The sequence below is a fragment of the Streptomyces umbrinus genome (genome assembly GCF_030817415.1).
Taxonomy (GTDB): Bacteria; Actinomycetota; Actinomycetes; order Streptomycetales; family Streptomycetaceae; genus Streptomyces; species Streptomyces umbrinus_A.
The window spans coordinates 2,314,272-2,327,505 of the sequence record NZ_JAUSZI010000002.1 but is presented as its reverse complement, the minus strand read 5'-3'; the positions used below and the strand labels follow the sequence as shown (position 1 = coordinate 2,327,505).

The window sequence follows — 13,234 nt, the reverse complement described above, 5'->3', positions numbered from 1 at the left end:
CAACCGGCGTTAAGAAATGGCTCTGCAGATTCCATGTCCGGTAGCACATCGGCCGACCGCGCGCCCCCAAGCGCGCCCGGCGCAAAGGCCAGAGTAAACCGCTCCGGGTCTCGTGGAGGCTCCGGACTGCCCCGAGTTGGGTGGAGAGGCGGGCCGTCCCCGGTGGTGTCGAGCATTGCATGGTGTTTCGAGTCGACTGGTTGGTCACACAGAGGGGCGACAGGAACACATGTGCCCTTTGGTGAAGTGGAACTGACTCGTATCGGAACGGGTGACACGAAGTGATGGGCGTCGTCACGCGCGGCCCGGCCGGCTTCCAGTCAGCTCGAGCCTTCCCTGTGCGATCACGACCGTATCGTCAGTGGTCGAATCCCCCCTCGGACACAATCTTTACGCACACGGATGGTGCTGGCCGGTTTCGGCCAGCACCATCCGTGTTTCTTGGTCGTAGGGCGGGTGCGGGCCGAGCCGGCGGCAGTGCTCGGCCGTGTTCGCGGGGGTCGGCTTGGCGGAGGAGTAGCAGCAGGCCGCCGAAACCCTCCACGATGCCGCGGACCTCTTCGCGGCTGATGGTGCGGGGCGGATGCACGCGGGTCGGGTGCGGTGCGTGTCTGTTCCGTTTCAGTGAGCGACCGCGCCCGGATGGTCGATCTTGTTGGCCAGGGCGTATTTCTTTGGGGAGCGGCACCGGTAGCAGGCGCGGCCGACCGGTCACTTCTTTCTGGCGTCCCATGAGCCGGCGGCGAAGGTGTGCAGCAGGACGATCAGGGTGGCCCCAAGTCGCCAGTCCAATCCCGGCGAGTGCAAATGCAGCTTGTTGCCGCGGGATTTGAACTCCAGCGGGATCTGCCCACCCGCGCGCCACCTGATGCGCCGGGGGCCGCGTGCGACGCCACCCTCATTGCCGGGGACACTGTCGAAAACGCTGAACACGAGGATCAGCAGCTGCATGGGAAACGACAGCCACCACATGAACCACCAGAAGATCCGGCCCTTGAAGCCCACAGCCTCAGGGCCGCCGAGCTGAGTCACGGTCCAGCGGGTGCGCAGGCCCCTGCCGCGGAGCGCCTTCTCGCGCACGAGCGTGCCGATGAGCTCGCCGCGCGCTCCAAGCGCCTGAAACGTCGCGACACCGCCGGTGGCTGACAGGGTCACCAGGGTGGCCACCCGCTCCCGGCGGTGCTCGTCGGCCCACAGGACGAAGGAACGAGCGCCGCTGCTGCGGGCCGCGAGGTATGCGGGGATGCCGCCCGGCGGCAGCTCGCGCTCCACGTACGCGACCACCCGGGACGGTCCCGATCCGTCGGAGAAGTCGACCCAGTCCTTGACCGGCGCCGGAGCGCCTGCGTGGACTCTTTCCCGGGAGGCTCGCACGGTCAGTACATTGCTCACCCGACAAGCTCCTTCGTGCTTGGGCAGATGGGGCGCCAGTAGCGCCCGTTCAACATCCGTCAGACAACTTCGCACGGGCTGACTCCGGACCAGGCCGAACTGGCTGGCAACCTATTGGACCTGGGGCTTTCGTTCTCCGAGTGGGTCGCGCGGGTTCTGTGTTCACTCGGTGCTGTCGTCGACCTTGAAGTTGTAGTTGACCTGTTTGCCGTTGACCGAGGTGGCGGTGACGATGACCCCGAGGGTGTCGCTGCCGGCAGTGAGCTCGCAGCGGATCGTGGCGCCGACCCGGGCCGGGAGGTGCTCAGGGCAGGTGACCCTGTCGGGACGCTTGCCGGTGTCCGCAGCGAGCTTGTCGGAGATCGTCTGCGCGACTCGGGCCTTGTGGACGGCCCCGCCCTCGTTGGCGCCCGTGTTCTCGGGCTCCGCGGGATCGTCACCGACCGGCTGTTCCTCGGCTGTCGGCTGTTCCTCGACGGCGGCTGCGCTCTCACTGGCCGTCGCCTCACTCTTCTTCTCCGCGTCGCCAATGCTGAAGGAGCATCCAGTGACGAGAAGTACCGTCAGTGCGCCCAGCACCGCCGCGGTCGAAATCCTCTTGTTGCGCCCCGTGTTCTGCATTCCGTCCCCGTGTTTGTAGGTGATGAGACAAAGATTCAGGACTGCACAATCGACTGAATCGGTTCTGCGTACGAAGGAGGTGCGGTCGCCCTTGATACGACGAACGCACCTCCCGTGACGCCGAAGTTCCCGCGACTTGTCGCCGGCATCCCGGCGGTGGATCAGCTGTTGGTCAGTTGCAGCTGATCCGCGCCCCGGTTTCCACGCTGTAGTTCGCCCACGCCATCGCATCCCGCGTATTGGGTCCGTAGTCGCCGTCCGCCGCGACGCCCACCTTCTTCTGAACGGAGATGAGCGCCGACTCGGTGAGAGCTCCGAAGACCCCATCCGTGGCCAGCTTGTACCCGTAGCAGGAATTCAGGTTCTTCTGAAGGGCGCGGACTGCCGTGTTGCTCATCCCCCGGTCCAGCCAGCAATCGGACCAATCGCCGGTGACGTAGGGGATGTACTTGTAGGAGGTGGGGTTTGTGACTTTGTTGTAGACATAACTCCCGTGGCTGCAAGGTGAGTCAGCCGCGGACGCGGACGGCGCGCCGGCGAGAGTGCCGCCGAGGAGTCCGGCCAGAAGGGCCCCAGTGGCCATTGCCGACTTGGCGCGCCCGCTTCGGATTTTGATCAACTCTGCTCCACCTTTCGATTTTCGGACCGATTGCCCGAGTTCCTACAGGACAGAAATGCGGGATGGCCCTGCCAATGCCGACTCCCCGGGCGCATGAACGAGAAAGGGAAAGTGAGGTCTTACGCCCCCGCCGAAGTCGGTGCCAGCCCCATTACGACGGTGACGTTAGCCCGGCCCGGTCGCTGAGTGTGCCGGTCGTTTGCCCCACAAGCCCTGCAGCCGTAGTTCGGTTGGATAGCTGTAGTTCAGGGCGGCGGGGGTCATGCGGGGGAGCGGCTGCTCGATGACAGGCGCGGGGGTATGCGCGGGCGCAGGCGCGGGCCTGGTGGCAGCGCCGCCCGCTGGACCAGTAAGGCCGTGCCGGAGCCGGTGGGGTCAGCCTCTCCCCCGGACGCACACCCGCCCGCTTCCGGTGGCGCAGATCCGCCCGGGGCACAACTCCCCGGCCTCCAGCAGGAGATCCTCCAGTCCGTGCCGGTCGATCCAGCCGGCGCCCCGCCCGCGCTCAGCCCGCGCTGTCGCTGGTGACCTCGACGGCGGTGCCGAGGTTCGGCGCCGCGCTTCTGGCGAGTTCGACGGCATCGTCCCGATCCACGCCCTCCGCCACGACGATGCTTACCGCCGATCCGGACACGGCATCGCGTCGCAGAGTCGCGCCGACGACCGGGTACTGGGCGAGCACCGCCTCGTACGCGGCGATCGCCTCGGCAGGGAAACCGTCGTTGAAGTCACTCTCCACGAAGAGCCCCGGCCCTCTGACCCTCAGGACCATCACTCCAGCCAGTGGCCGGTGGCGGTCGCCCTTGGCGTACATGTCCTTGAACACCGCCAACGCGCCGGTGGCATCGACCGCGGTGACCTCGATCCGCCAGCGGTCGGTTGCTTCTTTCCAGGGCTCGTCATTGATGTCGGCGTCCGCCACCCGGTCGTCGGCCGTCAGTGACCGCCACAGCGCCAGGACCTGTCCGGTGCGCCCCTTGTCCGCGACAACGGTGAAGGTGATGCCGTCCGCCGCGATCCGACCGGTGATCTTGTCGTGACGGGCGACGTACTCCCTCATCTCGCCCACCAGTTTGGTCACGCGGTCGGCTGAAGTGCCGTCCTTGAGGATCAGGGTGCCGGTTGACGATCCTTTGAAGGGCAGCGTGTTGTTCTTGGTGGTGTGGATTTTCGCCACGTCCGGCGTACCGGCCCAGTTCTCTTCGAAATCCGAGGCGAGTGCCGTGCCCTTGTCGATGGCGCAGCCGGTCAGCGAGGGCAGGCTCAGCACGAACGCGATGATCAGTACCGGCCACCGCAGGGCGCTTCTTCTCAGTGTCGTCTCCTTGGAAGCGGGTGAGCACGCCAGGGCCGATCAGCCCCGGAAGGGGTGGCCGCCCCTGACGAAAACCGTCCGGGACTGTCAGTTCCTCAAGTCCGGCCTCGGCCGACCGTTGTGGTGCAGCCGGAGCCGACGCCGGGGGTGCGAGCGCAGTACCGGATGGAGGTTCCAGCCCCGCTCCGAGGCGACGCGCAGGACGTAACCGGCGCCGGCGCCCCGGAAGTAGTGTGCTCCGAGTTCCAGGTCGCGGTGGTACTCGCGACGGTGCCGGGAGGTCTCCACCCGCCGGGTCTGCTTCTCGACGCGCCGGTCCACTCTCGCCCGGTAGAACGCCGTGTCGCCCTCCCGTACCAGCGCCACCGGGGGCACGCACCAGAGCGGGACGAACGGCACGCGGCCCAGCGTGGCGTCCAGCATCCGTATCGCACCGTTCTCGGCACGCGGCACCATGTAGACGATCAGCTCGGCCACCGGCGCCACGCAGTAGAAGCAGGCGGCGAGGAAGACCCACACCACCCACCACAGCGGCAGGAACACCAGGGTCAGGGGGAGAAGCAGCAGCCAGCGAAGTGCGGCCGGACGGACGGGAAGCGGCCCCCAGGCGGGGTCGTCGTAGTCATGCACGGATGGTGTCTTTTCCTCGCCGTTGACGCTGCTGTTGCGCCCCGGGCCCTCGCAGCCGTCGGGGTCGTACCGCATGGTGCAGGGACTTCTTCAGGGGCAAGCGGCTAGAAGTCGCGGCTGGCACAGCCGTTGCGTGTCCCGTCCTGCTTGTACCTGGCCCACTTCAGGTTCTCGAACACCTGCTCGCCGTACAGCCCGTCAACGGTGATTCCCTCTTGGCCCTGGGCGTATTTGAGGGCGTCTCGTGTGGCCGGGCCGAATTCGCCGTCGACGGCAATGGATCGCCCGTAGCACGACTTGAGGGCGAGCTGAAGAGCCTCGACGCCGACGCCGGCACTGCCGTAGTCCATCCAGCAGCGCACGTTGTAGTACCCCTGGTACCACACGTCCGGGATCTTGATCGACTGCGATGAGGTGGTGTTGTAAATGATCTTGTGGCTGGACGAGCATTCCCCGACGTACGTCCACGCTGCCGCCGAAGGAGCGACGGCAACGGCGCCGCCGAGGAGGCCGACGGTGAGGGCTCCGGTCGCCAGAAGGGATCTGGACCGCTTGCCGAGACGAATGGACATGGTTGTACCTCTCGTTGAGGGGAGGAAGTGAACTGACCGTGCGTCAGGCGCGCACTCGCACCCGCCTGGATGCGGGCCCGCCACGGCCGGTGTCAGTCCCGTACGACGGGGACTACCCGTGTCAGTCCCGTACGACGGGGACTGCCGGTGTCGGCCCCGTACGACGGGGACTGCCGGTGTCGGCCCCGTACGACAGGGACGTTAGCCCGGCCCGGTCGGTGAGTGTGCCGGTCGTTCGCCCCACAAGGAACGGCCGCCGCGCGCACCGGAGGCGAATGGGCGTTCTACCTTGATCGTGGGGCAACTACCCTTGTTTCCGTGCGACATGGGGGATACGAGGGGGAACAGGGATGGCCGCTGAGCCGATAGAGGGCCCCAGGTCCAGCGAGCGCCTGTTGATCCTGGCCCTTGAACGGTTCGGGGTGTGGCTCCGGTCCATCGTGGTCTGCCTGTGCGGTGCGCTGGGCGTCGTCTCGGCGGATGCGGCGGAGGTTCCCCTGGCGTTGTCTCTGCTGGTGCCCGCTTTCCTCGCCTGTGGTGTGCGCCTCTACTCACTGCGCCGCCCGAGCCTGTTCCCGCTCGCCCTGCTGTGGACGTTGGACGCGGCCGTGGTCGTGTTGACGGGGCTGTCCCAGCCGGTGATCGGCGGCGAGTCCGCGAATGTGATGGTGGAGGCGATGGTCGGCATCAGCGTCGTCGCCTTCCAGTACGAGTGGGCGACGCGACCGGTGGCCGGGGCCGCCCTGGCCGCGTTGGGGGCCGGTGTCTGCGTGCTGGGTGACGTCCTCTCCTCGCCCGGGCACAGCCCCGACGTGGTGCCGCTGGTGCGCATGCTGATCCAGGTGGGCCTGTCGAGGGCTGCGTACGTCATCGTCCGGGGGCTGGCCAGGGCGGCTGACCGGTCGGCCGCGGTCAGGGCGGCGGCGCGCCGGGAGATGGAGGTCGCCGCCGCGCGGAGGGCGACCGAGCGCGAGTACCTGGCGACCCTGCACGACACGGCGAGCGCGACGCTGCTGATGGTCTCCCAGGGCGACGGCCGGGACTGGTCGTGGCTGCCTCCGCGTGCCAGACAGGATCTGGAGGCCATGTCCGCCGTGCCCGGATTCGAGACGGGGAGCGTCGACCTCGCGGCTCTTCTCGGCTGTGTGCCCGAGGGCGAGGGACAGGTCAGGGTGCGCCTCAAGACGCGCATCGACGGCCCGCTCGCGATTCCGTCCGGCCCCGGGCTCGCGATATTCAACGGGGTCCGAGAGGCCGTCACCAATGTGGGACGCCATGCCGGGGTGCGGGAAGCGGAGCTCCGGGCATGGACGGAGGGGGACGGCGCCGTCGTCGAACTGTCCGATGCGGGACGGGGTTTCGACCCGGAGTCCGTCCCCGCGCGGCGACGGGGCATCAACGGTTCCATCATCGGCAGGATGCACGCGGTCGGAGGCTCCGCCACGGTCACCTCCCGTCCGGACGCCGGGACCCGCGTGCAGTGGCGCTGGCACGGCCAAGCCCTGGCGTCGCAGGCAGGGGACAGAGCACAGGTGACCGGCGTACCGCACCCGCCCCGCGCCCAGGTACAGCACACGGCCGACGTCCGCTTCATCCGCGGGCGGCTCCTCTACGGGACCCAACTGGCCGTGCTGCTGATCAGCCTGGTGTGGCAGTTCACCATCTCGCTGCGTCGGCTCGTGGTTCACCAGGACGTCTACCGCCCCGCATGGGCACAGACGGCTGCCTTCGTCTGCCTTGCCGCCGTCGCGGTGATCGGGGGTGCCTATCTGCTGCGTGGCAGGCGGATCCCGCCGAGGGTGCGCTGGTTGGGCCTGGGCTCGGTGCTGGCCGTTTCGGCGGTATGCGCGTTCACGCTCCCGCCGGAGCAGTCGACAGGCGCGCCGGACTGGGCGTTCGGAGTGGTCGGCTGGCATGCGCTGTTCCTGCTGGCAGACCTGCGGGCCGGGGTGTTCGCGGCGTTCCTCGGGGCACATGTGGGGCTCAACGCGACCGCTGTGTTCCTGTCCGGGGAGCCAACCGTCGCCCAGTGGGCCATCATGGGGATCTCCACGATAGGCAGCTGCGGCTTCCAGCTCTCCGTCGGTGTACTGATGACGTACCTGCTCCACGGTACGGCGCCGGCAGCCGGGACCGCGGCCGCGCGGGAGGAAGAACTGCGTACCCGGGAACGTATCCACGAGGACATGCAGCGTGATCACAAGGAGCGCTATCGCGCGCTGACGGCGACGACCGTGCCGCTGCTCGTGGGCCTCGGCCATGGTGTGCTGAGCCCGCACGACGAGGAGGTCAGGCTGCGGTGCGGCGTGGAAGCCGCCCGTATGCGCCGCCTGTTCGCGGAAAGCGATGCCGTCCTGGACCCGCTGCTGAACGAGTTGCGGGCGTGCGTCGAGGTGGCCGAGCACCAAGGGGTGACTGTGAGTCTGGCAGTACGAGGCCGGCCGGGTGAAGTGCCCGTGGAGGTACGCCGGGAGCTGATCGACCCGGTGGCGGTGATTCTGGGCCGTACCCGCTCGACCGCGAGGGTGACTGTCGTGTGGACACCCCATGCGGTACGCGTGAGCGTGGTCAGCGAGGACTGCGCCGGCGGCCGGGGCACGGACGAGGCCGCTCAGACACCCGGCCGTGCCACCAACGCGCAGGTGGCCGTGGAGCGAACGATCCGCGGCGGAAGTGTGTGGGTGGAAGCCGGCTGGAGAAGACCGGCGGCCTCCGGAGTTGACCTCACATGAGTGACAACGCACCGGTCAGCGTGGTCGTCGTCGACGACCATCCCGCCATCCTCTCGGGCATAGAGGCGTGGTACGCCGCAGCACGGCGGCCCATCACCGTGGTCGCGGCCGGCGACTCCGTACGGGAAGCCTGGACCGCGCCGGGCAGCACGGCCGACGTCGTCGTCCTGGATCTGCAACTGGCCGAAGGCGGCCCGGCCTTCGGCAGCCTCCGAAGACTCGTCGACGCCGGGCGCCAGGTGGTCGTCTATTCGATGCGGGACGACGAGAAGACAGCGCTCAACTGCCTGGACCTGGGAGCCGCGACCTATCTGACCAAGAGCGAGGGCCGGGACCACCTGGTCGAGGCGACGCTGGCAGCAGCGGACGAGCGGCCCTACATGCCGCCCGCACTGGCCGGCGCGCTGGGAACGAACACCCGCGCCGACCGTCCCCAGCTCTCCGTGCGCGAGGAGAACGTGCTCATCGAGTGGTTCCAGTCGGAGTCGAAGGAGTTGGTGGCGCAGCGTCTCGGGATCTCCGTACGAACGGTCAACTCGTATCTGGACCGGGTGCGCATCAAGTACGCGAACGTCGGCCGGCCCGCGCGGACCAAGGCAAGCCTGGTCGCCCGCGCCATCCAGGACGGGCTGGTCGACGTGGACGACCTCTGACCGGGCGGCCACTGACCCTCACGGCGCGTTGCTGTGGCTGCTACTTGCCCCTGCCCTCGCACAAGCCCGCCTCGCCCACCTGCTCCTCGAAGACCGCGATGTGACCGATCCCCTGACCGATCGGATTCTCCATGGTGGTTCTGGGCAGGGGCGCGCGTTCATCCAGACCGGTTGACGTCCGAGTCCAGTCGTTTCCGTTGCTGTCGATGAAGTACATGAACGTGACGGCCCAGCGAAAGGCGGGATCGGAGAGCTTGGGCCGGTCCGCTCGGGGCATGTCGGCCGTACCCAACAGCAGACTGGGCGCCGGGTACACGATGTCGGCGCATGGGGGCACGTTGTCCAACTGCATGAACGCCGGGTGGTCGTTGACGTGAAGCATCAGCCGAACTCCGGAGACCGGGTCGGGCGACCTGTTCAGGACATGGATCTTGACGTTCTCGCGACGTCCCCACGGGTTCTGGACCCAGTAGGTCACTTTCGACGCTTGGTCTCGCTTTTGGAGAGCGCCTTCTTCCTTGGACTGGGCCAGCTGATCCCTGGCCGTCTGCTGGCTCCAGTACGACGCGACGGCTTGGGCCCAGAGCCCTCCGACGGCCGCGACGGCAGCGAGAGCTGTCCCGGTGACCGTGATGATGTGCGCCCAGTTGTCCCGCCGTATGCGTTGCCAGGCCCTTCGCGCCCGCGAGGCCCCAGGGCCAGAAGCCGGCTCCGGACCGGGAGGCTCCTCACGGAGCCGTGCCCGGACGTGGTTCGGCGCCGGCCGATGCCGTGCGCGACGTGATCGGGCCCGTCTCTGCGGTGCGCTGGTCACTCGTCCTCCTCGGCCCGGCAGGGGCGTTGATGCTCCCGCGGCTCCCGCAGATCACTCGCTGGGTCCCCGCTCGTCGACCATGCCAGAACCTGAGCGGTGTCCGGGTACGAGAAGGCGAACACACGGCGCCCGAGGTCAGGGCAACAGCAGCCCGGACAGCAGGGCCACCGTGTCGGTCGCCTCATCGAGAATCTGTTCCACGGGGAGGCCCGGCGTCAGGCCCGCAGTCCCCGGGGCACGATGTCGGAGGAAGGGAGCCTGCGCGCTTCCGGTCTCGGAGTCCTTGGGGAGTGCGGCCGGTGCCCCGCCCTCCGAGGGGAGTGCGAGGCACCGGCGTCCTGGGTCGATGGTCGGGACAGGTGTGCCGACGGGGCTCCGGCGCCCGTCGCCGGTGGCCGGAGACCCCTGACTCAGCGGTTCATACGGGCGGCGGACGCCCCGTTGGGCGTGCCGGTGATGGTGAACTGCGAGCCCGGCTCGATCAGTACGCTCCCTTCGGCCGAGTTCGTGATCGTGACGTTCGTCAGGGTGGCGCTGCCGCGGGCCCCGCTCATCGCGAGGATGCCGGACCCGTTGTTGGACCCGTCAATCTTGACGTCGGTGATCTTCACGGCCGGCATCGCGCCGCCACCCGTCTTGAACTGGATGCCGTCGTACGTCGAGTCGAAGATCTCGGTGTCACGGATGGTCACGCCAGGGATGTCCTGGCCCTGGGCGAAGAGGGTGATGGCGCCGAACTCCTGGTCCTCGTTCCAGAACGCGCCGCCCGTCCGGTGCAGGGCGTTGCCCGCGATGAGGGTCTGCCCGGAGAACGGGAGCGGGTCGTGGTCGGTGGCGAGCATGATGCCGGGGTAGTTCATCGTGTCGGCGATGACGTTGTTCTCGATGGTGTTGCCGTAACCGCCGTACACCGCGATGCCGTTGGCCCGCCACGGCAGCTGGATCGTGTTGTTGCGGAAGTGGTTGTCGTGGCCGACGTCCACCGAGGTGTCCTTCACGTACTTGCTGGCCCACACGGCGAGCGCGTCGTCGCCGGTGTTGCGGAAGGACGAGTTGTAGACGGTGGAGTTGCGGGTGCCGTTGGCGAAGTTGATGCCGTCGGCGTAGGTGTTGCGGATGCGTACTCCCGAGAACTCCAACTCGTCGCCGGGGCCCCACAGTTCGGGAATGTTGGAGTAGTCGCGGCCGGCCCACACGCCGACGTTGGCGTGCTCGATCCACACGTTGGTGATCTTCGTGCCCTTGCCGAAGCGGCCGTTGAGTCCCACGCCGCCCTCGTGGTTGCCGTCGCCGCCGCGGATGGTGCCCGAGCCGAAGATGGCGATGTCGGAGATCTGGGTGTTGTGGTCGATGTCGAAGCCGAAGTTGCCCTCGTGCGGGTGGTTGATGCCGCCGGCCTGGTGGGGCGGGGTGAGCGTGTAGAGCTGGGAGTGCCACATGCCCGCGCCGCGGATGGTGACGTCCCGGATGCCGACCTGGTTGTACTGGCCCCGGTTCAGCGGGTCGTCGGTGAGGATCTTCTGTTCCTGGCGCCACTGCCCGGCCGGGATCCACACGCAGGAGATCTGGCCGTTCTGGTCGGCGGTGACCGCCCGCTGGATGGCGTCGGTGTCGTCGAGCCCGTCGCCCGGGACGGCCCCGTACTCTGTGATCGAGGTGCAGTTGGCCGGCTTGGCGGCCGCGGGCGCGACCTGTTCGAGGTCGACGAGGTCGATGACGTAGAACGCGGCCGTGTCGCCCGCGTCCCGCTGGAGGCGGAACTTGGTGCCCACCGGGTAGCTCTGCGACAGCAGCGCGTGCGACTCGTCGAACAGCCGACGGGCGTCGCTGCCCGGCGTGTTGGTCAGACCCTCGGGGTCGTCGGTGGTCCCGTACAGCCAGCTGTGCTTCGACGACAGGTTGAGCTTCTGTACGAAGGTGCCGTTGGCGTACAGGCTGATCGTGGCCTGTGCGCCGCCGCCGCCCGAGGCGTCCGGGATGGAGTTGCGCACCACGATCGAGTTGGAGGGAGCCGTCGAGGTGAACTCGACGAACTGGCCGGTGGAGTTGAGCCTGACCGACTTGCGGCCCGAGGACTCGGTGGCGAAGTTGGTGTGTCCGAAGGTCCGCTTGGCGTCGGCGGTGAGCAGGGTGCCCTCGTAGCGGCCGTCCTCCGCCTCCAGTTCGGTGTACGGGACGGCGGCGCCACGGCCGACGACGAGGGACCTGGCGAGCACGTTGTTGTTCTCGTTGGTCTCGTCGACGATCCCGGTGGCGTCGGCGGTGGCCGTGAGGGTGGCTCCGCCGCTGGTCGCCGTCCACGTTCCGCTGATCGCCACGTTCGCCGTGGCGCCGGATGCGATCTGGCCGGTCGTGCCGTTGAGCGTGGTGGAGCCGACCTGGAGCCTGGTCACGGAGCCGGCCGGCGCCGCGGTGGTGCCGCGGTTGTGCACGGCGACGGTGAAGGAGACGGACGAACCGACGGCCGGGTTGGCCGGGTTGGTGGTGATGCCGCGTACTTCGAGGTCGGGGCCGGGTGCCTGGCCGACGACCAGCCGGTTCGCGGCGGTGCGGCTGTTGTTGGAGTCGTCGAGTTCGGCGACCGTGTTGCGCGGGTCGACCACGGCGGAGACGCCGTAGTTGCCGGCCGGACGGGTGCCCGCGGCGACGGCCACCGTGGCGGAGGCGCCCGGGTCGAGCGCGGGTACGGTTCCGCTGCCGGCGACCGTTCCCTCCAGGCTGACGTCTGCGGTCGTGGCGGCCGAGCGTGCCGTGCCCGCGTTGCGGACCGTGGCGTTCACGGTCACCGCGTCCCGCTCGGAGGGGGCGGCAGGTGTCCAGACCAGGCCGGTGACGGTCAGGTCGGGTGCGGGTGCGGCGGTCCCGACGACCTGGAACTCGGCGACCTGGCCGCCCGGTGCCCCGGTGTTGGAGAAGAATCGGAGCCGGAGGTCGGACCAGCGGCCGGTGACCGGGATGGTCACCGAGTTGTTGTCCCGGGAGGGACTGAAGGCGTAGTCGGCGCGGTCGCGCAGCGAGGTGAAGCCGCTCGCGGAGTGCTCACGGCCCAGCACCTGGATGCTCTGGGTCCTGGCCGCCCACACCTGGTCCGGGTTGAGCTTGACCACCACGGCGTCGACGTCGGCGTCGGCCCCGAGCTTGACGGTGAGGTCGGAGGGATGGCCCCGCCGCCTCCCAGTAGGTGGACGTGGAGTCGTCGGTGGCGTTCGCGGCGACGAAGTTGTGCACCGAGGAGGTGGCCTCGACGGGCTTGTTGCGGGCCAGGTTGGTGCCGGTCGGCGGGGGAGTGGTGCCGCCGTCGTCGCCGTACACCTCCAGCTCGGAGAGCTGAGCGGCGTTCCAGCCGGTGTTCCCGGTGATGTGCACGCGGACGTAGCGCGCCTCGGCGGGGGAGGCGAGGCCGACCGGGACGGTGTTGGCCTGCGCGGGGTTGAACGCCCGGCCGGTGGAGGCCTCGAGCGTACGGAAGGTGGAGCCGTCGGTGCTGGCCTGCAGGGACAGCGTCTGGTTACGGCTCTCCCAGGCGGCGGGCAGTTTGAGCACCACCTCGTCGACGGTCCGGGTCGCACCGAGGTCGACCTGGACCCACTGCGGGAAGGAGCCGGCCGGCCCCTCCCAGTAGGAGGCCTGGGTGCCGTCGGTGACGTTCCCGGCGGTGTAGGGGCCGTTCGAGCCGCCCGCGGTGGCCGGACGTCCGAGCGCGAGGTTGACGACGGCCGCCGCCTTCGCGCGGTCGCTGTCCACCGGGGCGGTGGCGGCCCGGGCGCTCGACGTGACGGCCAGCGGTATCAGCCCGGTCGTCATGAGCGCGGCTATGACGGCGCCGGTCAGTGACCGGCGGCCGAGGGGTCTCCATCTCATGGGGTCCTCTGTTCCGTGGGGGAGG

9 protein-coding genes and 1 pseudogene are annotated in these 13,234 nt (G+C 68.7%); 2 read left to right on the top strand and 8 right to left on the bottom strand.

Annotation, left to right across the window (positions count from 1 at the left end):
- Positions 1–711: 711 nt before the first annotated feature.
- The 6 genes from QF035_RS10900 to QF035_RS10875 all read right to left on the bottom strand — a co-directional run bounded on the left by QF035_RS10900 (position 712) and on the right by QF035_RS10875 (position 5,149).
- Complete coding sequence (locus QF035_RS10900; protein ID WP_307519902.1) at positions 712–1,272, bottom strand: hypothetical protein; 561 nt, start codon at positions 1,270–1,272, stop codon at positions 712–714.
- Between the two features lie 282 nt (positions 1,273–1,554).
- The gene (locus QF035_RS10895; protein WP_307519901.1) at positions 1,555–2,013 is read right to left on the bottom strand and encodes a DUF4333 domain-containing protein; all 459 of its coding nucleotides are present in this window, start codon (positions 2,011–2,013) and stop codon (positions 1,555–1,557) included.
- 172 nt (positions 2,014–2,185) lie between these two features.
- On the bottom strand, positions 2,186–2,410 hold the full coding sequence (locus tag QF035_RS10890) for a peptidoglycan-binding domain-containing protein (RefSeq protein WP_307519899.1): 225 nt from the start codon (positions 2,408–2,410) through the stop codon (positions 2,186–2,188).
- 727 nt (positions 2,411–3,137) lie between these two features.
- The gene (locus QF035_RS10885; RefSeq protein ID WP_307519898.1) at positions 3,138–3,902 is read right to left on the bottom strand and encodes a hypothetical protein; all 765 of its coding nucleotides are present in this window, start codon (positions 3,900–3,902) and stop codon (positions 3,138–3,140) included.
- A gap of 132 nt (positions 3,903–4,034) precedes the next feature.
- Positions 4,035–4,652, bottom strand: coding sequence for a hypothetical protein (locus QF035_RS10880; protein ID WP_307519896.1), 618 nt, complete (start codon positions 4,650–4,652; stop codon positions 4,035–4,037).
- Positions 4,653–4,681: 29 nt separating this feature from the next.
- Entirely contained in the window at positions 4,682–5,149 is a 468-nt protein-coding gene (locus QF035_RS10875) for a peptidoglycan-binding domain-containing protein (protein WP_307519894.1), read from the bottom strand.
- Positions 5,150–5,499: 350 nt separating this feature from the next.
- On the opposite strand from QF035_RS10875, the gene QF035_RS10870 reads away from it, so the two are divergent.
- Together QF035_RS10870 and QF035_RS10865 are read left to right on the top strand one after the other, a co-directional pair.
- Positions 5,500–7,881: a sensor histidine kinase gene (locus tag QF035_RS10870; RefSeq protein ID WP_307519892.1), complete on the top strand. Its 2,382-nt coding sequence runs from the start codon at positions 5,500–5,502 to the stop codon at positions 7,879–7,881.
- Positions 7,878–8,534, top strand: a complete 657-nt coding sequence (locus QF035_RS10865) for a response regulator transcription factor (protein ID WP_307519891.1) — start codon at positions 7,878–7,880, stop codon at positions 8,532–8,534. The genes QF035_RS10870 and QF035_RS10865 overlap by 4 nt, the downstream gene beginning before the upstream one ends.
- A gap of 40 nt (positions 8,535–8,574) precedes the next feature.
- Here QF035_RS10865 and QF035_RS10860 read toward each other — a convergent pair whose 3' ends face one another.
- Both QF035_RS10860 and QF035_RS10855 read right to left on the bottom strand, forming a co-directional pair.
- On the bottom strand, positions 8,575–9,012 hold the full coding sequence (locus tag QF035_RS10860) for a hypothetical protein (RefSeq protein WP_307519890.1): 438 nt from the start codon (positions 9,010–9,012) through the stop codon (positions 8,575–8,577).
- A gap of 746 nt (positions 9,013–9,758) precedes the next feature.
- Positions 9,759–13,209 (bottom strand): annotated as a pseudogene (locus QF035_RS10855) (CARDB domain-containing protein).
- Positions 13,210–13,234 lie beyond the last annotated feature (25 nt).